Raw genomic sequence first — 20,222 nt, 5'->3', positions numbered from 1 at the left:
TTGAGAACCGGGTAGAGGGAACGACCATGGACTTCGACATCTCCCCCACGCAGCGCGCCTTCCTGGACCGCGTCACCGCGTTCATGGACGAGCACATCGTGCCGGCCATTCCGCGATACGAGGCCGAGATGGACGTACTCGGCGCCGAGCGCTGGAAGGTCGTCCAGGTCGTCGAGGAGCTGAAGGCGAAAGCCAAGGCCGCCGGCCTGTGGAACTTCTTCATGCCGCCGCACAGCGGCCAGACCCATGTCGACGACACGTTCCAGTTCGAGGGCGTGCAACTGACCAACCTCGAATACAGCCTGATCGCCGAACAGCTGGGCAAGGTCGGCTTCGCCTCGGAAGTCTTCAACTGCTCGGCGCCCGACACCGGCAATATGGAAGTGCTGATGCGCTACGGCACGCTGGCCCAGAAGGAGCGCTGGCTGCGCCCGCTGATGAACGGCGAGATCCGTTCGGCCTTCCTGATGACCGAGCCGGCGGTGGCCAGCTCGGACGCCACCAATATCGAGACCCGCATCGAGCGCGACGGCGACCACTATGTGATCAACGGCCGCAAGTGGTGGTCCTCGGGCGTGGGCGATCCGCGCTGCAAGGTCGCCATCGTCATGGGCAAGACCGACCCGGATAACGCCAGCCGCCACGCCCAGCAGAGCCAGGTCCTGGTGCCGCTGGACGCGCCGGGCATCGAGATCGTCCGCATGCTGCCGGTGTTCGGCTATGACGACGCCCCGCACGGCCATGCCGAGGTCATCCTCAAGGACGTGCGCGTGCCGATTGAGGACGCCCTGCTGCTGGGCGAGGGCCGCGGCTTCGAGATCGCCCAGGGCCGCCTGGGTCCTGGCCGCATCCACCACTGCATGCGCACCATCGGCACGGCGGAAGTCGCGCTGGAGAAGATGTGCAAGCGCCTGATGAGCCGCAAGGCCTTCGGCAAGTACGTCTCGGACCACTCGGTGTGGGAAGAGCGCGTCGCCGACGCCCGCATCGACATCGAGATGTGCCGCCTGCTGTGCCTGAAGGCCGCCGACATGATGGACAAGGCCGGCAACAAGTCGGCCCGTCTGGAGATCGCCATGATCAAGGTCGCGGCCCCGCGCCTGGCCCTGAAGATCATCGACGACGCCATCCAGGCCCACGGCGGCGGCGGCGTGACCACCGACTTCGGCCTGGCCAAGGCCTATGCCGGCATCCGCACCCTGCGCCTGGCCGACGGCCCGGACGAGGTGCACCAGCGCACGATCGCCCGCATGGAATACGGCAAGTACGGCGACCTCGTTTACAAGCAGAAGGCCGAGAAGGAAGCGGCTCTGCACGTGCCGGGGATTCGGTAGGTCAGCGCCGCCCCCTCCGTCGCCTATCGGCGACACCTCCCCCATGAAGGGGGAGGAGCAATCACGGACTCTCCTCCCCCTTTATGGGGGAGGGGGACCAGCGAAGCTGGTGGAGGGGGCTTCACCGCCGCAAATTCCGGGCGGACACCCTCGCCTCGCCCGGCGATGATCGCCCGATGAGTCGCCCCGCTCGCCTGCTCCTGGACCGCGCGCCCTCGCCGATCGGCGAGTTGCTGATCGTCACCGACGAGGCCGGCGCCCTGCGCGCGATGGACTTCCAAGACCACGAGCACCGTCTCGACCGCCTGCTGAAAACGCACTACGGCCCGCTGCGTCCCGAGCCTGGCGCGACGCCGGTCGCTATCCGCGACGCCATCACCGCCTACTTCGCCGGCCAGTTCGAAGCCCTGAACACCCTCGCTTGGGTCACCAACGGCACGGCCTTCCAGCACGCGGTGTGGACGGCCCTGACGCGGATCCCGGCTGGTGAGACGATCACCTATTCGGAGCTTGCCCGTCGCGCCGGGCGTCCGCTAGCGGTCCGCGCCGCCGGCCACGCCAACGGCTCAAACCCGCTCAGCATCGTCGCGCCCTGCCACCGGGTGATCGGCATGGACGGGGCGCTGACCGGCTACGGCGGCGGAATCGATCGCAAACGCTGGCTGCTCGCGCACGAGAAGGCGCTTTAGGCCAGTCGCGCGCCTTCCAGCACCACGCGGCCGATATTGAAGAACGGCAGGCTGAGCGTGATGCCGATCAGGGCGTTGAACACCATCGCGCCGCTGTTGTAGCGCCCGGCCTCGCCGTCCATCGCCGCCGAGATCGCCCTTCCCGCCGCCGCGCCCAGCCAGGCGACGGCCAAGGCTAACGCCATGGCCGCTCCGATGCGCGGCTGGTAGCCGAGATAGAGCGCCGCCACGCCGTGCGAGGCGATCAGCACCCCGCCCAAGGCCCGGCCCTCGGCGAACAGCGGCGGCTTGGGCGTGTCGTCGTCGGCCAGCCCCGCCAGGCCGAGCATGGTCTGCGGCCGGGCCAGGATCATGCCGCCCAGGCTCCCGCCGATGACGCAGGCCAGGACCGCCAGGAACAGCGACAGGACGTAGCTCGACATAGGCCTTGGAACTCCTGTTATTCTCGACGTTATTCGGGCGCGCGGCAGACAGCCTCGACGTTGAAGCCGTCCGGGTCCAGAACGAACGCGCCGTAATAGTCCTTATCGTAATGTGGGCGAAGTCCGGGCGAACCATTGTCTTTCCCGCCAGCCTTCAGCGCCGCTTCGTAAAAGGCGTCGACCTGGGCGCGGGTTTCCGCGGCGAAGGCGACGTGAAGCTTGCCCTGCGTCGTGTCGTGGCCGGAAACCCAGAACATCGGCCGCTCGCGGCCATAACCCGCCACGTCGACGCCGTTGGTGAATTCCTTGGGCACGACATAGAGCTGGCGGATCCCCAGCGGCGCCAGGGCGGCGTCATAAAAGGCGGCCGACCGGGTGAAATCGCTCACCCCAAGCCCCATATGATCGAACATCAGCGGTCTCCCCTTGGTCAGGCGACGCAAAAACTTCGCCCACCCTGTCCTTGACTCAACCGAGCGCGCTGCCTAACTCACGCCCAGCGTTGGCACTCGATGGGAGCGACTGCTAACAGCCTCGCTCCCCGATCCAGCGCAGCCTTTATTTGAAACCGTTCCGACGGAGAACACCCATGAAATTTCGTCCCCTGGGCGACCGCGTCCTCGTGAAGCGCGTCGAAGAAGAAACCAAGACCAAGGGCGGGATCATCATCCCCGACACCGCCAAGGAAAAGCCGCAAGAAGGCGAAGTCGTCGCCGTCGGTCCCGGCGCGCGTAACGACAAGGGCGACGTCGTCGCTCTCGACGTGAAGGCTGGTGATCGCATCCTGTTCGGCAAGTGGTCGGGCACGGAAGTGAAGGTCGACGGTCAGGACCTCCTGATCATGAAGGAAAGCGACGTCCTGGGCGTGGTCGAGGCCTAAGCCTCCTCCGTCCTCTTCGCTTTCGACCCCTAGTTTCTCTTTTAGAAGGGCTCATACACATGGCCGCTAAAGACGTTTATTTCTCTTCGGACGCGCGCGACAAGATGCTGCGCGGCGTCAACATCCTCGCCAACGCGGTGAAGGTGACCCTGGGCCCCAAGGGCCGCAACGTCGTGATCGAAAAGTCCTTCGGCGCCCCGCGCTCGACCAAGGACGGCGTCTCGGTCGCCAAGGAAATCGAACTGAGCGATCGTTTCGAGAACCTCGGCGCGCAAATGATCCGCGAAGTGGCCTCGAAGACCAACGACAAGGCCGGTGACGGCACCACGACCGCCACGGTCCTGGCCCAGGCCATCGTGCAAGAAGGCCTGAAGTCGGTCGCCGCCGGCATGAACCCGATGGACCTGAAGCGCGGCATCGACAAGGCCGTCGCCATCGTCGTCGCCGAGATCAAGGCGTCGTCGAAGAAGGTCACCACCAACACCGAAATCGCTCAGGTCGGCACCATCTCGGCCAACGGCGACAAGGAAGTTGGCGACATGATCGCCAAGGCCATGGACAAGGTCGGCAACGAAGGCGTCATCACCGTCGAAGAAGCCAAGACCGCCGAGACCGAACTCGACGTCGTCGAAGGCATGCAGTTCGACCGCGGCTACCTGTCGCCGTACTTCATCACCAACGCCGACAAGATGGAAGTTCAGCTCGAAGAGCCGCTCATCCTGCTGTTCGAAAAGAAGCTGTCGTCGCTGCAGCCGCTGCTGCCGGTGCTGGAAGCCGTCGTCCAGTCGGGCCGCCCGCTGGTCATCATCGCTGAAGACGTCGAAGGCGAGGCCCTGGCCACGCTGGTCGTCAACAAGCTGCGTGGCGGCCTGCGCGTCGCCGCCGTCAAGGCTCCGGGCTTCGGCGATCGCCGCAAGGCCATGCTGGAAGACCTGGCCATCCTGACCGGCGCTCAAGTCGTGTCGGAAGACCTGGGCATCAAGCTCGAGAACGTGTCGCTCGACATGCTCGGCAAGGCCAAGAAGGTCTCGATCACCAAGGACGACACCACGATCGTGGACGGCATCGGTGAAAAGGACGCGATCGAAGCCCGTATCGCCCAGATCAAGCGCCAGATCGAAGACACCACGTCGGACTACGACAAGGAAAAGCTGCAAGAACGCCTGGCCAAGCTGGCCGGCGGCGTTGCGGTCATCCGCGTCGGCGGCTCGACCGAAGTCGAAGTGAAGGAAAAGAAGGACCGCGTCGACGACGCCCTCAACGCGACCCGCGCGGCCGCCGATGAAGGCATCGTCCCGGGCGGCGGCACGGCTCTGCTGAAGGCTTCGCAAGCCCTGGCCGGCCTGACCGGCGACAACGCCGACCAGACCGCTGGCATCGCCATCGTCCGTCGCGCCCTGCAGGCCCCGATCCGTCAGATCGCCGAAAACGCCGGCGTCGAAGGCTCGATCGTGGTCGGCAAGGTTCTGGAAAGCACCAGCGCCTCGTTCGGCTTCAACGCCCAGACCGAGCAATATGTCGACCTGATCGCCGACGGCGTCATCGACCCGGCCAAGGTGGTCCGCACCGCTCTGCAAGACGCCGCTTCTGTGGCCGGCCTGCTGATCACCACGGAAGCCGCCATCGTCGAAGCCCCGAAGAAGAACGCCGGTGGCGCTCCGGGCGGCGGCATGCCGGGCGGCATGGGCGACATGGATTTCTAAGAAGTCCTGTCGGCTAAACGCTGAAATGATTGAGGGCGGGGCCGCGAGGCTCCGCCCTTTTTCTTTGTCCGCATGACGACGGTTTCACACTCCCGTGACGCGCGAGAACCAAGGCGAAGGTTCGACGTTAATCTTCCGCTCACGTTGCAGAGCATGGAGGCTGAAATGTCGCTCGTGCGTTTGTATCCCGCCCAGCGCCGTCGCCGCGCGTCGCGAACCAGCCTCATCCTGGTGGGCGTCTCGGCTTGGCTTGTGCTGGGCCTGGTCAGCCAGGCAGCGTTCCAGCTGATCGGCTAGAGGCCCTATCCGCGAGGCCTGGCGAGCGCTACATGCGCCTCTATGTTCCGCCAACGCCCCGACGCCGATCTGATCGTTCAAGGCTGGGTCATCGGCGTGATGGTCGAAGTCGCGGGCGAGCGCCTGCCGGTCCGTCACTACTTCGCGGTCGGAAAGTCGGATCGCGCCCAGGCCGAGTGGGCGGCCGTGGACCTGGCGATGAACGCCGGCTCGGTGGCCTCAAGCCCCGTCAAAGGCCAGGAGCCCGTCGAGGCGCTGCGCGAGATCGTCGCCTACCGGATGCGTGAGCTGGGCCTCAAGCCCGGCGAGGCCCGCGCCCTGGGCGACAAGAACCCGAGGCGCTGGCTCTCGCTCTAGACCCTAGTGATGCTTGCCGCCGCCACCGCAGGCGCCGCAGCCGCCCTTGCTGCCGCCGCCATGATAGCCGCCGCCGATGTGGATCGAGGACGACGCAGAGGCTGAGGCCGACGCCGAGCTCGACGCATAGCCGCTCGAAGAGCTGCCGGCGTAGCCGCCCGCATAGCCGCCACCGCCTGCCAGGCCAGGACCGCCGTAACCGCCGCCACGCCCGCCCGACTGCGCGCCGACATAGCCCATCGGCAGGGGCGGCGGCTCGATATAGTTGCCCCACGCCGAGCTGCCGACGGAACCCGCGTTCCAGCCGCCGCCTGCGCTATAGCGCGAGCCCGAATAGTCGCTCGAATACTCGTAGGACGAGCGCTCGCGGCTCTCCTCGTAATAGCTGTCCTCGTAGCGTTGTCCGCCGCAAGGGCTGCACTGCTGCTGGTAGACCGCGCCTCCGCAGACGCGGGGCTGGCAGCCGCCCTGCTGCTGGACCGGCACATAGACCGGGCGGTCCACCGGGCGGTCGACATAGACGTAGACCGGCACCTGAATGATCCTGTCGACCACCTCACCGCCCGGGCCTGAACAGGCCTGCTGGCACGGCGTGACCGTCGGGGCCGGGGTCGGAACGGGACGGTCCACAGGGACGGGGCGATCCACGGGAACCGGACGATCCACATAGACCGGACGATCCACCGGCACTTCCACGCGCTTTTCGACGATCTTCTCGACAATCTTCTCGACCGGACGGTCGATATAGACGGGCCGGTCCACGATCTTCTCGACCGGAACCTGGACCAGCTTCTCGACGGGCACCTCGATACGCTTTTCGACCACGACCGGCCGCTCGATGATCACCGGCTTTTCGACAATCTTCTCGACGATCTGGGTGGTGGGACGGTCGACATAGACCGGCACGCGGCGCTCCACCACGCGGTCGACATAGACCACCTTGGTGCGCGTCGTGACCCGTTTTGGCGCATGATGCTGGCGCACCGGAGCGCGCTCATAGCCGTCCGCCAGCACGGGCGAAGCCAGGGTAAGGCCAGCGAAAACCGCCAGCACGCCGACGCGGAGAAGGGTCTTGGGGCTCATGGCCGACCTCGATACGAACGCAGGAGCGTCCCTTGACGGGACAATCGCCGTCGACGTCGCAAGCCTCGCGCCAAAGGCGTTCCAAGCCCACTTGGCGAGTGGTGTTCTCTCCGTCATTGTCCGCGCCAAACGAGCGTTCGAAACGCATCGGGAGGGGAAGACGATGGCGAAGACTCTGGCGGCTCTAGGCTTGATGGCCGGCTTGGCTCTGGCGGGCGCGGCTCGCGCCCAGGCCCCGACGGGCGTGACGCCCAACGACTATGGCAAGACAGAGAACTGGCTATGCCTGCCGGGCCGCCAGGACGCCTGCGCGGTCGACCAGACCACGACCATCGTCCAGGCCGACGGCAAGACCTCGACCGAGGCGTTCAAGCCGGTCGCCAGCCCGGCCTATGACTGCTTCTACATCTATCCGACCGTCTCGACCGATCCGGGCGGCAACAGCGACATGGTCATCGACGAGGCCGAGCGCCGCGTGGTCGAGCAGCAGCTGGCCCGCTTCGGCGGCCAATGCCGGCTGTTCGCCCCGATGTATCGCCAGGTGACCCTGGCGGCCCTGCGCGCGGTGATGATGGGCCAGCCCTCGCCGGGCAACGGCGTCCTGGCCTATGGCGACGTGCGCGACGCCTGGCGCTGGTACCTGGCCAACGAGAACAAGGGACCCAATGGGAAGGCTAGGGGTGTTGTGCTGCTGGGCCACAGCCAGGGCTCGCGGATGCTGCTGGACCTCCTGAAGAACGAGGTGGACGGCAAACCGGCCCAGAAGCAGATGATCTCGGCCTATGTGCTCGGCATGAACACGCCGGTGACCGATGGCAAGTTCGGCTCGATCCCGCTGTGCGACAAGGCCGATCAGGCCGGATGCCTGGTGACCTACGTCTCGTTCCGCGCCTCCAGCCCGCCGCCTGCCAACAGCCGCTTCGGCAAGACCGACGAGCAGGGCCACCGCGCCGGTTGCGTGAACCCCGCCGCCCTGGTCGCCGGCAAGGCCTCCACCGACGAAACCCCGGTGCACAGCTATCTGAGCAGCAAGAGCTTCCAGTCGAGCGGAGAGCCGAAACCGTTCGCCAAGGATGTGAAGGTCTCGACGCCGTTCGTTTCGCTGCCCGGCTTGCTCTCGGCCAAGTGCGTCAGCGAAGGCGACTTCACCTATCTGTCGGTCAAGGTGAACGCCGATCCGGCCGATCCGCGCACCGATGAGATCGCTGGCGACGTCATGGTCGGCGGCTATGTGCTGAAGGACTGGGGCCTGCACCTGATCGACGTGAATCTGGAGATGGGCGACCTGAACGCGCTCGTGGCCCGGCAAGCCAAGGCCTACGCGGGACGCTAGGACCCCTCCCACGGGGTCCTAGCGTCACACTGATGCCGGCGGCGGGGTCGACGTCCGCTCCGGCCCGCGCAAGGCGTGCGGCGGCTATTTCGGGCCTGCCGCCGCCTTGAACACGGTCGCGCCCAGCAGGGCGACGATCACGAAGCCGATGAGGAACAGGAAGAACAGGATCTTGGCGACACCGGCCGCCGCGCCGGCCACGCCAGTGAAACCCAGGGCCCCAGCGATCAGGGCGACGACGGCGAGAATAATGGCCCACTTGAGCATCTGCGTTTCCTCCGAGGACCGCCTTGGCGGCGCTGTTGGAAAATCAACGTCCCGTCCGAGCACGGCGTTCCTTGTTTTCGCCGCCCGGCGCCGCTAACTCGAAGCCATGGCCTCCAAGCCCGAAAGCCCGACCGAACCCTTCAAGCGCGCCCTGGCGCACGCCGCGCGCTCGCTTGCCGAAATGCCGGACCTGGAGGTCGTGTTCTCGGGCGATGGCCCGCAGCTTCTGGGCAAGCGCGCGATCCTGCCGCACCCGCCGCGCGACCTGAGCTCCAAGGAGGCCGCGCGCATCCGCGGCCTGGCCGACCAGATGGCCCTGCGCCTGGCCCACCACGATCCGATCGCCCACGCCCGCGCCCGCCCCAGCTCCCCCGACGGCCAGGCGGCCTTCGAGTCGATCGAGCAGGCGCGGCTGGAAGCGATCGGCGCCAACGCCCTGGGCGGCGTGCGCGGCAACCTGACCGCCGCTCTCGAGGCCCGGCTGGAAAAGCAGGGCCTGACGCGCGCCGTCGCTACCGACCGCCAGTCGGCGCCGATGGCCGAGATCCTGGGCCTCATGGTCCGCGAGCGCCTGACCGGCGACGCGCCGCCGGACGGGGCCAAGGCCCTGGTCGACATCCTGCGCAACGACATCGAGATGAGGGCCGGCAAGGACCTGGACCGCCTGGCCGCCGCCATCGACGACCAGGCCGCCTTCGCGCGGGTGACCCGCGAGATCCTGCGCGACCTGGACCTTGGCGAGGAGATGTCCGACGCCACCGAAAGCGCCGACGAGGACGACGGCGAAGAGGAAGGCGCGACCGAGAATTCCGACGAGGATCAGGGCGAGGGCGAAGGCGAACAGCCCGAGGGTTCCTCGCCGCAGGAGAGTGAGGCCTCCGACCGCGAGACCGAGGCCGGCGACGAGGAGATGGTTCAGTCGGACCAGGAGGGCGAGCCCGAGGAGTCCGACGAGCAGCCAGAGATGGGCGACGGCGCCAAGCCCGCCCGTCCCGACCCCGGCGCCGCTCAGGGCGGTGAGCCGCTCTACAAGGTCTTCACCACGGCCCACGACGAGGTCGTCGACGCCGAGGACCTGTGCGACGCCGAGGAGCTGACGCGCCTGCGCGCCTATCTGGACCAGCAGCTGTCGGCGCTTTCCAGCGTCGTCTCGCGCCTGGCCAACAAGCTGCAGCGCCGCCTGCTGGCTCAGCAGAACCGCGCCTGGACCTTCGATCTCGAGGAAGGGATGCTGGACGTCGCCCGCCTGACGCGGGTGATCATCGACCCGACCGCGCCGCTTTCCTTCAAGCAGGAAGAGGACCAGGAGTTCCGCGACACGGTCGTCACCCTGCTGATCGACAATTCCGGCTCGATGCGGGGACGGCCGATCATGGTGGCGGCGATCTGCGCCGACATCCTGGCGCGCACGCTGGAACGCTGCGGGGTCAAGACCGAGGTGCTGGGCTTCACCACCCGCGCCTGGAAGGGCGGAACCAGCCGCGACGAGTGGATCAAGGCCGGCAAACCCGCCGCCCCCGGCCGCCTGAACGACCTGCGCCACATCATCTACAAGGCCGCCGATTCTCCGTGGCGCCGGGCCCGCAAGAACCTCGGTTTGATGATGCGCGAGGGTCTCCTGAAGGAGAACATCGACGGCGAGGCCCTGATGTGGGCCCACCAGCGGATCATCGGCCGGCCCGAAGCTCGCCGCATTCTGATGGTGATTTCCGATGGCGCGCCGGTGGACGACTCCACCCTGAGCGTCAATTCGGGCCACTATCTGGAGCGTCACTTGCGCCAGGTCATCGGTGAGATCGAGGGCAAGAGCCCCGTGGAGCTGATCGCCATCGGCATCGGCCACGACGTCACGCGCTATTACCGCCGCGCCGTCACCATCGTCGATGTCGAGCAACTGGGCGGGGTGCTGGTCGAGCAGCTGGCCGCGCTGTTCGAGGAAGAACCACGCCAGATCGCCCGTACGCGCGGCTTGCTGACCCCGCCGCCGGTCGTGACGCCTCAGACACCGAAGGTCGGTAAGGTTTCCGCGTGATCGGTCTGCGCGCCGCGCTCGTCCTGGGCATGGTCGGCGGCCTGAGCGGCCTGGCCACCCAGTGCACGCCGCGTAAGCCGCCACCGGGGGTCGCCACACCGCCGGCGCCGGTCAAGGTCGGGCCGGAGATCACCGTCACCGCCGCGCCGGTGCCGCTGGACGCGTCCAATCCGGCCAAGACCACGCTGGACGGCGGCTTTACCTATGCAGGCGGCCTGGCGCTGACCAGCGCGACCACGTCGCGCCTGCATGGCCTGTCGGACCTGTCGGTCACCGCCGACGGCCGGCTGACGGCGATCAGCGACGAGGGCGACGTCTTCGAGGCCAAGGTCGCGCTGGACGCGGCCGGCAAGCTCGTCGGCCTCACCGAAACCAAGCTGTGGCCGCTGAAGGGCCTGGACGGCCGGCCCCTTCAGAACAAGCAGCAGGCCGACGCCGAGGGCCTGGCCGTGCTGCCCAACGGCGACCGCCTGGTCAGCTTCGAGCGCGACCACCGCATCTGGCGCTACGCGGTCGGACCCGATGGGACGTGGAGCCTGCCAGCCCCCGCGCCCAAGCCTGCCACCATCTTCCCGGACAACGAGGGCATGGAGGCGATCTCGGCCTACCCCGCCGCCGGTCCCGACGCCTATATCGTCGGTGGCGAGGAGGGCGAGGTGTGGCTGTGCAAGCTTTCGGCCGACTGCAGGTCGCTGCCGCCGCAGTCGGGGCCGGACTTCACCTGGGGCCTGACGGGCTTCGCCCCCTTCCAGGGCGCGGCCATCGCCACCCTGCATCGCGGCTATGATCCAGTCCGTGGCTGGCGCTCGGTCGTCCGCTTCATCTCCGACCCAACCCTGCCGGCCGCCCGCCAGCGCACCGCCGCGGCGCTGCATATCGAGGGGGCCATGCCGCGCGACAACTTCGAGGGCGTGTCCATCACCGCCGCCCCACCCGGAGCGCCGGCCGGGGCGACGCGCATCTACCTGATCTCCGACGACCAGGCGATCGGCGCCAACCAGCGCACCCTGCTGCTGGCCTTCGACTGGGTGGCCCCGCCCCTGCCCGCGCCCATGCCGCCCAAGGCGGTCCGCAAGCCTGTTCGCAAGCGCTAAGGCCGTTTCGTTTCAGACGAGACGGTTTCATTACCAACTATATGATTGTATTGGACTTTTTGTCGCACGGGCCGATTTCGCGCTTGCGAAAGGTACCGGTACCATATATTCAAGACTTCGACGGACGACGAGGCGAGATCCTGGGGGCCGTCAGAGGAACGCGTCGGGAGGCGGTTGAACTCAACCTCCTTTCCGGGACTACACAACATGATCCGTCTGCTCGTTATCGCCCTCACGGCCCTCATGGCCACCACCGCCGCCACCTCGGCCAACGCTGGCGAAATCAAGGTCAAGGTCGCCGGCCGCGACACCGCCGCCGTCCATGCCGAAATCGTCCAGGCCGCCAAGCAACTGTGCCAGGAAGACCTCTTCGGCAATCCCTACGCCGTCCAGATCGCCCCCTACTGCGTGCGCGACGTCGCCCGCGACGCCATCAGCCGCGCCCACAGCCGCGACCTGATCGCCTACGACAAGGCCCAGGGCCGCGACGTCTATTTCCTGAAGGTCGCCGCCCGCTAAGAGCGGTCAGCATTCACGACAGAGCCCGCGAAACCCCCGTTTCGCGGGCTTTTTCGGGTCTGCAATCGGTTGTTCGCACGCGAAGCAACCGCCTACTCCACCTTAGGTGCGCCGCAACATAATCGTTGATAACCCAACATAACGTTGCTATAGACAACGCGACGGGCTGAGCAGGCGATAGACCGGGGACGGGCCGTCAGAGGAACGCGTCTGGAGGGGGTTGAACCCAACCCTCTTTCGGAACATCGACATGATCCGCTCCATCGTTCTGGCCGCCTCGGCCATCGCCCTGTTCGCCGCCGCTCCGGCCTCGGCCGCTGAAGTCCGCGTCAAGCTCGCCGGCAAGTCGTCCGCCGAAGTCCGCGCCGAAATCGTCAAGGCCGCCTCGACCGTTTGCTGGCAGGACATCCGCGGTGAAGCCCTCGCCGGCTACCTGTACCCGGCCTGCATCCGCGCCTCGGTCAACGACGCCGTTGCGAAGATCAACAACCCGGCCCTGACCGCGTTCAACTCGGCCAACCCGGCTTCGGGCGCCGTCGTCGCGCGCTAAGCGACCCAAGGCTTTAGTACCCAGCGTAACAGTACCAAGCTTACCAGTACCAAGCGTTCAAAACCCGCCGCGGCTCAGTCGCGGCGGGTTTTGCTTGTGGGGGCGCGCCTTAAATCCAGCCGTTTTCGCGAGCGATCCGGGCCGCCTCGACGCGATTGCGAGCGCCCAGCTTCTGCAGGGCTTCGGACAGGTAGTTGCGCACCGTACCCGGGGTCAGGGATAGCGCCCGCGCCATCTCGGCGGTCGACGCGCCCTTGTCGGCGTGACTGAGCACCGCCCGCTCCCGCGCATTCAGTGGATCGACGGGCGTATCCCAGATGGCGTCACGGAGATCCGGCGCGATCGCGCGCCCGCCCGCCGCGATGACGCGGATCGCGTGGGCGAGCACATCGTCCGGACTGTCCTTGAGCAAGTAGCCCCGCACGCCAGCGTCCAGCGCCCGCCGCAGATAGCCAGCCCGGCCGAACGTGGTGACGATCAGGACCCGCGTGTTACTTTTCCGAGGGGCCAGCGCCTCGGCGATCTCGAGGCCCGACAGGCCGGGCATTTCGATGTCTGACACCAGCACATCCGGCTTCAGGTCATCGACCATCGAAAGCGCTTCGCTTCCGTTCGAAGCGCTCCCGACCACGACGATGTCACCCGCCAGCTCGATCAGCGCGACCAGCGCTCTCAGGACCAGCCCCTGATCCTCGGCGACGACGACGCGGATCATTCGGCCGATCCCGGAAGCCTGACCTTCACGGTCGTCCCCGCCGGGCCGCTGTCTATCGCGACCTCTCCACCAGCGGCGCGGGCGCGACGCCGCATTCCGGAAACGCCGAAACCCTCGGATAGGCCGCCTGCTCCGTCGTCGGTCACGACGAGGATTACGCCATCGACGCGCGACGCCTTCAGGTCGATGGCGCACCGTCCCGCGCCCGCGTGGCGCACCACATTGGTCACCGCTTCGCGCAGCACCATCGACACCGCCGCCTCCGCCGCTTCGTTGACTGGACCGACGTCCGCGCTCACGGACGTCTCGATCCCGGCCGTGCCCAGCATGGCCTGGGCGCGCTCCAGCTCAGCCGCCAAGGTCTGTCCCGTGATACCGGACACCGCGCCGCGCACCTCGACCAGCGTTTCGCGGGCCGCCGCCTCGACCTCGGCCATTTCCTGTTCGGCTTCGCCAGGTTTACGCGACACCAGGCGCCGGGCGAGGTTGGCCTTCAGCGCGATGGCCGTGAGGCTGCGCCCCAGCAGGTCATGGAGATCATGGGCGATCCGCTCGCGCTCGGCCGCCACGGTGAGACGACGGATCTCGCCCTGCGCCGCCTGCAATTGACGGTTACGACGATCCAGTTCGGTCAGCAGCAGCGTCGTTCCGGCGGCGAGGACGCCGAAATAGACCCCGGAGACCCAGGCGATGGGCGTCATCCGACTGAAGAGACCGAACCCGATCAGAGTCAGTTGCAGCAGGACGGCCACCATGATGGCGGTGCGACGCGGCTGTAGCCTGCCGGCGATGGCGGCGGCCAGGACGTTGAAGACGTTCCACACACCGCCGAACCCGGCCAAGCCAAAGCCGATCGCCGCCGTTAGCAGCACATGAGGCAACAGCTTGCGGGGCGACACGAAATAGCTGTGCAGGAAGATGACGAGGAACAGCAGCGTGCCGCAGCCCGCAGCGGCCCAATTCCGCGGCGGCGGCGCGCTCGTCAGCCAGGGCGTCAGATAGAGGGCGAGAAACGACAGCCAGAGAAGATCCGCGAGCTGCGGTGATCTGGGGCGACCGGTCGCCTCCCCGAGGGTGTCGTCAATGGCCATCGCCGCTGTGTGCCGATACGGCCCCTCACTGGCAAGTGACAGCTGTCATGCCGCTACTCGCGCCGAAGCCACCCCGCCCACGACGAAAAGCCCGCCGGGATCGCTCCCGGCGGGCTTTCAATCGTCGGTCGAGACCGTAAAGCCTTAGGCGGCTTGGGCGGTCGCGGCGGCCTTGGCCTTGGCCTTGACCTGGGTCTTGATCTTCAGGGCGCGCGGCGACAGCTGCTCGTCCTTGGCGCCCAGCAGGAACACGTCCAGGCCGCCCTTGAAGTCCAGCGTACGCAGAGCCGCGTTGCTGATGCGCAGGCGGAAGCTCTGGCCCAGCGACTCCGATTGGAGCGTGGCGGGCGACAGGGCCGGCAGGAAGCGGCGCTTGGTCTTGATGTTCGAGTGGCTCACATTGTGGCCGACCATCGGACCGATACCGGTAAGTTCGCAACGGCGCGACATAGTGACTACCTTGGCTTGGGCGAAACCGTCTGGCTCGGTGAAGAGCCTGGTCCCGATAAGATATGAATTCGGACACGCGACTGGACCAGGCCGACCGCGCGAGAGCGGGCGATATAGGCGAAGGGTCGCCCCTGAGTCAAGGCGTCTGGCCAAGGATGCCTGCATCCGCGCATAGACCGTTCAGGGGAACCGGTCGCCCAACCTCCGCCTTCAAGCACGGTTCATATGCCACTCTATATAGGAGCGGTATGAAGGAGACCCGCCGCATGCGTTCGACCGCCCTCGCCGCTTCTTTTCTGGCTCTTGTGGTTGGAGGCGTCGCCTTGGCCCAACCGGCGGTCCGCGCAGCGGCCGCCAAGGCCTCAGCCTCGAGCAAGGCGACGATTCTCCCCGGCCAATGGGAGTACGACTACAAGGTCGGCGTGATCCCGGTCAGTAGCGAGAGCAAGTGCCTCAAGCCGGCCGACGCCGAGCAGTTCTCGCGCGGCATCTGCACCCGGCGCTATCGCTGCGACTACACCACCAATGTGGTCAAGGACGGCAAGATCCAGCTGAAGGGCACATGGACCGACAAGAAGGACCGCGTCTCGCCGGTGACGGCCGAGGGCAGCTACACGCCCGAGAGCTTCAAGATGGACATCCACATCAAGACCATCAGCGGCATGAACCTGGCCGGCAGCATGAACGCCAAGCGCGTCGCGGCCGAGTGCGCCCCCGAAGAAAAAATGGCGGAAAAGGCCGGCGAAACGGCGGCGAAGTAGCGCCGCCTCCGGAAACCAATTTGTGGTTAATCCGCCTTAAGCTACAATAGCTTGTAGGGAACAAACACCGAATTGGCCGACGTCGCCGATTCGGTCATGATTCGTTTCGCCCCTGTTCGAAGAAGCGTTACCGCGCGTTAAGAGACGTACTCGGAGGGTCTTCGAGGAATTAGGCCCCGCGCCGAGGCGCGACCGAGAACTCCAGGTCGAACAGCGTCGGGACTGCATCGGTCCGCGCCTTCTCGATGGTCAGCAGCTTGGCCTTGGTCTCGGCCCCGCCCGGCGCGGAAAAACCACCCATGGCGCCCGAGCGGCCCAACACGCGATGGCAGGGCACCACGATTGGCCAAGGGTTCTCACCTAGCGCCTTGCCCACGGCCCGCGCCGCGCCAGGCTCGCCCATGGCCTTGGCCACCTCGCCATAGGTCGAGGTCTCCCCCGGCGTGATGGCCCGTGCGATCTCGTAGACCCGCAGATTGAACGTCGACTGGCCGTCCAGATCGAGCGGGATGTCCGCCAGATCATCGCGCCCGCCGGCCAGCAACTCGCGAATCCGCTCGATGACCGCCTCGATCTCGGTGGTCGGCTCGCTCTCGACCGCATCGGGGAACCGCTTGCGCAGCCGGGCCCAGGCCGCGCCCGGCGAGATCTCCGGAAGCTGCACGCCGATCAGGCCGCGCTCGCCCCAGGCGACGCCGCAACGGCCGATGATCGTGTCGAACAGAACAAAACGCTGGGCGCTCATGAGGAAAAACTAGCAGGCCTGTTGCGACTTGGCAGGGGCGCGCCGTACGTTTTCCGAAACTTGCTAGCTTTGGAGGTCGCTCGTGCGCCGGATCCTACTCGCCGCCCTGCTCGCCGCGACCTCGTTCACGGCCGCGAACGCCGGCGACCTCCTCATCCACGGCGGTCCGATCCACACCGGCGTCGAGGCCAAACCGACCGCCGAGGCGGTGCTGGTCCGCGACGACAGGATCCTGTTCGTCGGCGACCTGAAAGCCGCCAAGGCCAAGGCCGCCAAGGACGTTCGCGACATCGACCTGAAGGGCGCGGCGGCCTATCCGGGCTTTGTCGACGCCCACGCCCACCTGACCGGCATCGGCCTGCGCGAGCTGACCCTCAATCTCGACCAGACCAAGTCGCTGGCCGAACTGGTGGCCACGGTGAAGGCCTATGCCGCCGCCCATCCGGACGGCGCGATCTACGGCCGGGGCTGGATCGAGACCCACTGGCCCGAGAAGCGCTTCCCGACCAAGGCCGACCTGGACGCCGCGGCCCCTGGGCGGATCATCGTGCTGGGCCGCTCGGACGGCCACGCCAGCGTCGCCTCGACCGCCGCCCTCGCCAAGGCCGGCGTGACCGCGACCACCACCGCCCCGGCCGGCGGCAAGATCCTGCTGGGCGCCGATGGCCAGCCCGACGGCATGCTGATCGACCACGCCCAGAGCCTGATCGCGGACGTCATCCCCCCACCCAGCGAGGCCCTGAAGCGCGAGGCCCTGCGCAAGGCCGGCGCGCTCTACGCCGCGCGCGGCTGGACCGGCCTCGATAATATGAGCGTCATGGCCGACGACCTGGCCTTGCTGCGCGACGAGGCCGCCAAGGGCGCCTTCCACATCCGCGTCGACAACTACATGGACCCCAGCGGCGCGGCCGAGGTGCTGAGCAAGGGCCCGCAGACGGACGCCACCGGCCTTATCCGCACGCGCGGCATCAAGCTGTATATGGACGGCGCCCTGGGCTCGCGCGGCGCGGCGCTCCTCGAGCCTTACAGCGATGCTGAAGGGCTTGGATTGCAGCTGACCCCGCAGGACAAGGGTCTGGCGCTGATGAAGCAGGCCAAGGCAGTGAACGCCCAGGTCGCCATGCACGCCATCGGTGATCGCGGCAACCGCATGACCCTGGACTGGTTCGAACAAAGCCTGGGCGGCGACACCAAGGCCCGCTGGCGGATCGAACACTCGCAGATCGTCGCCGACACCGACGTGCCGCGCTTCGCCAAGCTGGGCGTCATCGCCTCGATGCAGCCCAGCCATGCCATCGGCGACCTCTATTTCGCTCCCGCGCGCCTGGGCCAGGCCCGCCTGCACGAGGGCTATCGCTGGAAGGACTTCCTGAACGCCGGCGTCGTGGTCGCGGCCGGCTCGGACGCCCCGGTCGAGGTCGGAGACCCGCGCATCGAGTTCTACGCCGCCGTCTATCGCCACGGCCTGGACGGCTTCGCCAATGCCGACTGGCATCTTGAAGAGGCCGTCACCCGCGCCGAGGCTCTGAAGATGCTGACCCTGGCCCCCGCCTACGCCGTGTTCCGCGACAAGGAGCTGGGCACGCTGGAGGCCGGCAAGAAGGCCGACCTCACCGCCTTCGACAAGGACTTCATGACCATCGAGCCCAAAGAGATCCTGACCGCCCAGCCGGTGCTGACCGTGGTGGACGGCAAGGTGGTGTTCTCGCGCTAACGCCCCAGCGGAACCACGCGGATCTCGTTGACCCCGATACCCAGCAGGCGGGGATCCGGGATCCCGTGGAACGGCGGCGGCGCAGACGCTTCGGGCAGGCGCAGTTCGACCCTGGCCGGCTGTCCCGGCGTCGCGCCCCGGATCCGGACCGAGAATACGCCCCGGGTGATCCGGGTGCGGCGCTGAGCCTTGCCGTCGAACACCACCTCGATCGCCTGGGTGTCGTCCTTCGACGGCCCGATGGCGATCACGTTGAGGAACAGCACGAAGTCGCGCGCCCCCCGCGTGTCCAGGGTCAGCCAGGCGGCCTTGCCGTCGCTCCAGATGGCGAACTGCTCGGGCAAGCCCCAGCCCTTGCCCAGCTCCGGCGGCTTCACGCCTTTGTTCAGGTAGATCACCGGCGCGGCTGCCAGCGCCTCGGCCGAAACGGCGGCGTAGGGTTCGAGGCCTGGAACCTGCGCCAGGCCCCGCCCACAAAGCAGTCCGCGCACGAAGCGGTAGCAGTCCGTGCGATGGGCGAAGGTCTCGAACAGGGCCGGCTTCTGCACCGGATCGCCGATCACGGCGGTGATCGTCCGATCGCCCGGCGCGGCATCGCCCTTGGCGGCGGGTTCGATGTCGCAACTGACCTTGAGGGCGCGGGCCACCGGACCGGAGTTGGAGACGCCATGCCGGCGCAGGGCCTGGTGGGACATCTGCACCATTGTCCAGGCGTCAAAGTCCTGAACGCACTCGATCACCGGCTGGAACCGCCAGGGCCGGCCCTCAAAGGCCGGATCGGTGCGGATGACCGCGTCATAGTAGGGCGCAGTCGGCTCGTAGATCGTGCGTACGCCACGGATCACCTGGCTCATGTCGGCGACCTGCAGCGCCAGCGCCAGGCCCAGCAGGCCAAGGCGCAGGCGGCTCGACTCCAGGCGGTCGATCCGCGCGATGGAGAAGGCGAGCACCGCATAGCCGACGATCCAGAAGAACCGCCCGTGCGCCCGGAACAGCCCCAGCACCATGCCGAACGCGCCCTGCGGCCGGCCAATGTCGAACATCAGCAGCGGCCCGAGATAGGGGCGTGGTCCGATGGCGTAGAGCGTCATCATCACCAGCATCAGCGCCAGGGGGCCGAAGCGCCGCCAGGCCGCAGCGCCTGGCTTCTCGCCCCGCACTAGGCCCAGGCCGCACCAGGCGGCGGCCGCGATAACGACCAGCAGCACGCCTGCGCCGAGATAGTTGTAGCCCTCGAAGGTCTGGCCGGGGACGTTCAGCGTGCCCGTGAACCAGACATTGTCCCACCGCTGGCCGGCCAGGGTCGAGGCTTGCGGCCAGAGCGGCCCCAGCACGTTCATCGAATAGACGCCTAGCGCCCCGCCGCCGCCGGACTGGCCGACGCCGCCATAGCCCAGCACCCAGGCCGCGAAGCCGACACCAACCGCGAAGGCGACCAAGGCAATCGTCGCATGGAGCCAAGCCTTGGCCCGCTTCTGCAGGAGCTCCGACAACAGGCCCGCGCCCAGGCAGGCTGCGACTGGCACAAGGTGGTAGGCGTGGGTCCCGGCGACCACCAGGCCCAGCGCCGAGATCTCGACGATCCTCCGTCGGGTAAGGCCGAAGCGGGCGACGAGCACGGCCCAGGCCAAGCCAAGGATCAGCAGCCATTGGCCACCCAGCGCGATATGGCCGAACTGCCGGGTGAGCCAGGCCGGGAAGAACAGAGCCAATAGCCCACCCAGCAGCAGCGACGAGGTCCGATTCACCCCGCACGCCCGCAGCAGTGCGACCATGGCCAGGGGCTGGGCGACATAGGCGATCAGCAGGAACAGCGCGAGTGGATTGAGCACCCGCCCCAACCCCAGCGCCTTCATGGCCACGGTCAGCCAGGGCAGGCTGTCGGTGTAGACGATCGCGGTCGGAATGGCCTCGCCGCGCAGGGCGGTCGTCACCCCCAGCGGGAAGCGCCAGGGATGGTCGATGATCGCGTAGTGGCCGGCCATCATCGTGGCCATGTCGCCGCGCGGCTCGACCCAGTAGGGATGGCCCGCGCTCAGTAGCGGCAAGCCGATGACGATGTGGAACAGGACGAGCGCCGCCAGGACGAGCCCGCCGAACAAGGTCGATCTGGCCGATAGAAAACGCTGCACGACGCTCTAGCCCCGAGAACGTTGATCTTTTGCTACCGAAGCGCGCACGACTTG

The 20,222-nt window shown here is 67.3% G+C and carries 22 protein-coding genes; 13 read left to right on the top strand and 9 right to left on the bottom strand.

The window, feature by feature from the left end; genetic code table 11:
- The first annotated feature begins 26 nt into the window (after nucleotides 1–26).
- Together CSW62_RS02835 and CSW62_RS02830 are read left to right on the top strand one after the other, a co-directional pair.
- Entirely contained in the window at nucleotides 27–1,334 is a 1,308-nt protein-coding gene (locus CSW62_RS02835; protein WP_099575690.1) for an acyl-CoA dehydrogenase family protein, read from the top strand.
- Between the two features lie 176 nt (nucleotides 1,335–1,510).
- Nucleotides 1,511–2,023: a methylated-DNA--[protein]-cysteine S-methyltransferase gene (locus CSW62_RS02830; protein WP_099575689.1), complete on the top strand. Its 513-nt coding sequence runs from the start codon at nucleotides 1,511–1,513 to the stop codon at nucleotides 2,021–2,023.
- On the opposite strand, the gene CSW62_RS02825 is transcribed toward CSW62_RS02830, so the two are convergent.
- A complete protein-coding gene (locus CSW62_RS02825; RefSeq protein ID WP_099575688.1) occupies nucleotides 2,020–2,445 on the bottom strand; it encodes a DUF4345 family protein in 426 nt (141 codons plus the stop codon). The two genes, CSW62_RS02830 and CSW62_RS02825, sit on opposite strands and share 4 nt — an antisense overlap.
- A 29-nt stretch (nucleotides 2,446–2,474) precedes the next feature.
- Nucleotides 2,475–2,858, bottom strand: coding sequence for a VOC family protein (locus tag CSW62_RS02820; protein WP_099575687.1), 384 nt, complete (start codon nucleotides 2,856–2,858; stop codon nucleotides 2,475–2,477).
- A gap of 176 nt (nucleotides 2,859–3,034) precedes the next feature.
- Here CSW62_RS02820 and groES point away from each other — a divergent pair, with 176 nt between their 5' ends.
- From groES to CSW62_RS02805, 4 genes are all read left to right on the top strand, one after another.
- A complete protein-coding gene (groES, locus tag CSW62_RS02815) occupies nucleotides 3,035–3,325 on the top strand; it encodes a co-chaperone GroES (RefSeq protein ID WP_010918572.1) in 291 nt (96 codons plus the stop codon).
- Nucleotides 3,326–3,384: 59 nt separating this feature from the next.
- A complete protein-coding gene (gene groL, locus CSW62_RS02810) occupies nucleotides 3,385–5,028 on the top strand; it encodes a chaperonin GroEL (RefSeq protein ID WP_099575686.1) in 1,644 nt (547 codons plus the stop codon).
- A 165-nt stretch (nucleotides 5,029–5,193) separates the two neighbouring features.
- Nucleotides 5,194–5,325 (top strand): hypothetical protein, encoded by a 132-nt coding sequence (locus tag CSW62_RS26740; protein WP_233206596.1) that lies wholly within the window; start codon nucleotides 5,194–5,196, stop codon nucleotides 5,323–5,325.
- Between the two features lie 42 nt (nucleotides 5,326–5,367).
- Nucleotides 5,368–5,682 (top strand): hypothetical protein, encoded by a 315-nt coding sequence (locus CSW62_RS02805; protein ID WP_099575685.1) that lies wholly within the window; start codon nucleotides 5,368–5,370, stop codon nucleotides 5,680–5,682.
- Nucleotides 5,683–5,685: 3 nt separating this feature from the next.
- Here the strand turns inward: CSW62_RS02805 and CSW62_RS02800 are convergent, their stop codons facing one another.
- Nucleotides 5,686–6,765 (bottom strand): IMCp domain-containing protein, encoded by a 1,080-nt coding sequence (locus CSW62_RS02800; protein ID WP_099575684.1) that lies wholly within the window; start codon nucleotides 6,763–6,765, stop codon nucleotides 5,686–5,688.
- 163 nt (nucleotides 6,766–6,928) lie between these two features.
- On the opposite strand from CSW62_RS02800, the gene CSW62_RS02795 reads away from it, so the two are divergent.
- Entirely contained in the window at nucleotides 6,929–8,098 is a 1,170-nt protein-coding gene (locus CSW62_RS02795; RefSeq protein ID WP_099575683.1) for a DUF3089 domain-containing protein, read from the top strand.
- 84 nt (nucleotides 8,099–8,182) lie between these two features.
- Here CSW62_RS02795 and CSW62_RS02790 read toward each other — a convergent pair whose 3' ends face one another.
- Nucleotides 8,183–8,365, bottom strand: coding sequence for a DUF1328 domain-containing protein (locus CSW62_RS02790; RefSeq protein ID WP_099575682.1), 183 nt, complete (start codon nucleotides 8,363–8,365; stop codon nucleotides 8,183–8,185).
- Between the two features lie 106 nt (nucleotides 8,366–8,471).
- Between CSW62_RS02790 and cobT the strand changes: the two genes are divergently transcribed.
- From cobT to CSW62_RS02770, 4 genes are all read left to right on the top strand, one after another.
- Nucleotides 8,472–10,397, top strand: a complete 1,926-nt coding sequence (cobT, locus tag CSW62_RS02785) for a cobaltochelatase subunit CobT (protein ID WP_099575681.1) — start codon at nucleotides 8,472–8,474, stop codon at nucleotides 10,395–10,397.
- Nucleotides 10,394–11,491, top strand: coding sequence for an esterase-like activity of phytase family protein (locus tag CSW62_RS02780; protein WP_099575680.1), 1,098 nt, complete (start codon nucleotides 10,394–10,396; stop codon nucleotides 11,489–11,491). The genes cobT and CSW62_RS02780 overlap by 4 nt, the downstream gene beginning before the upstream one ends.
- A 207-nt stretch (nucleotides 11,492–11,698) precedes the next feature.
- Nucleotides 11,699–12,010 carry a hypothetical protein gene (locus tag CSW62_RS02775; RefSeq protein ID WP_199170503.1) on the top strand — a complete coding sequence of 104 codons (312 nt, stop codon included), beginning with the start codon at nucleotides 11,699–11,701 and terminating at the stop codon, nucleotides 12,008–12,010.
- A gap of 250 nt (nucleotides 12,011–12,260) precedes the next feature.
- Nucleotides 12,261–12,560, top strand: coding sequence for a hypothetical protein (locus CSW62_RS02770; protein ID WP_099575679.1), 300 nt, complete (start codon nucleotides 12,261–12,263; stop codon nucleotides 12,558–12,560).
- A 109-nt stretch (nucleotides 12,561–12,669) separates the two neighbouring features.
- Here CSW62_RS02770 and CSW62_RS02765 read toward each other — a convergent pair whose 3' ends face one another.
- From CSW62_RS02765 to rpmB, 3 genes are all read right to left on the bottom strand, one after another.
- Nucleotides 12,670–13,275 carry a response regulator transcription factor gene (locus tag CSW62_RS02765; RefSeq protein ID WP_099575678.1) on the bottom strand — a complete coding sequence of 202 codons (606 nt, stop codon included), beginning with the start codon at nucleotides 13,273–13,275 and terminating at the stop codon, nucleotides 12,670–12,672.
- Nucleotides 13,272–14,366, bottom strand: a complete 1,095-nt coding sequence (locus CSW62_RS02760; RefSeq protein ID WP_099575677.1) for a sensor histidine kinase — start codon at nucleotides 14,364–14,366, stop codon at nucleotides 13,272–13,274. The genes CSW62_RS02765 and CSW62_RS02760 overlap by 4 nt, the downstream gene beginning before the upstream one ends.
- Nucleotides 14,367–14,510: 144 nt before the next feature.
- Nucleotides 14,511–14,816 carry a 50S ribosomal protein L28 gene (gene rpmB / locus CSW62_RS02755; protein WP_099575676.1) on the bottom strand — a complete coding sequence of 102 codons (306 nt, stop codon included), beginning with the start codon at nucleotides 14,814–14,816 and terminating at the stop codon, nucleotides 14,511–14,513.
- Nucleotides 14,817–15,082: 266 nt separating this feature from the next.
- Between rpmB and CSW62_RS02750 the strand changes: the two genes are divergently transcribed.
- Entirely contained in the window at nucleotides 15,083–15,577 is a 495-nt protein-coding gene (locus CSW62_RS02750; protein ID WP_099582149.1) for a DUF3617 family protein, read from the top strand.
- A gap of 169 nt (nucleotides 15,578–15,746) precedes the next feature.
- On the opposite strand, the gene CSW62_RS02745 is transcribed toward CSW62_RS02750, so the two are convergent.
- Nucleotides 15,747–16,322, bottom strand: a complete 576-nt coding sequence (locus CSW62_RS02745) for a methylated-DNA--[protein]-cysteine S-methyltransferase (protein WP_099575675.1) — start codon at nucleotides 16,320–16,322, stop codon at nucleotides 15,747–15,749.
- Between the two features lie 82 nt (nucleotides 16,323–16,404).
- Here CSW62_RS02745 and CSW62_RS02740 point away from each other — a divergent pair, with 82 nt between their 5' ends.
- On the top strand, nucleotides 16,405–18,036 hold the full coding sequence (locus CSW62_RS02740) for an amidohydrolase (protein WP_099575674.1): 1,632 nt from the start codon (nucleotides 16,405–16,407) through the stop codon (nucleotides 18,034–18,036).
- Here CSW62_RS02740 and CSW62_RS02735 read toward each other — a convergent pair.
- Entirely contained in the window at nucleotides 18,033–20,168 is a 2,136-nt protein-coding gene (locus CSW62_RS02735) for a hypothetical protein (RefSeq protein WP_099575673.1), read from the bottom strand. The two genes, CSW62_RS02740 and CSW62_RS02735, sit on opposite strands and share 4 nt — an antisense overlap.
- Between the last annotated feature and the right edge of the window lie 54 nt (nucleotides 20,169–20,222).

The sequence above is a fragment of the Caulobacter sp. FWC2 genome (assembly GCF_002742625.1).
Lineage (GTDB): Bacteria > Pseudomonadota > Alphaproteobacteria > Caulobacterales > Caulobacteraceae > Caulobacter.
Note: the sequence above shows the minus strand (reverse complement) of the source record. Positions and strands in the feature narration are given on the sequence as shown.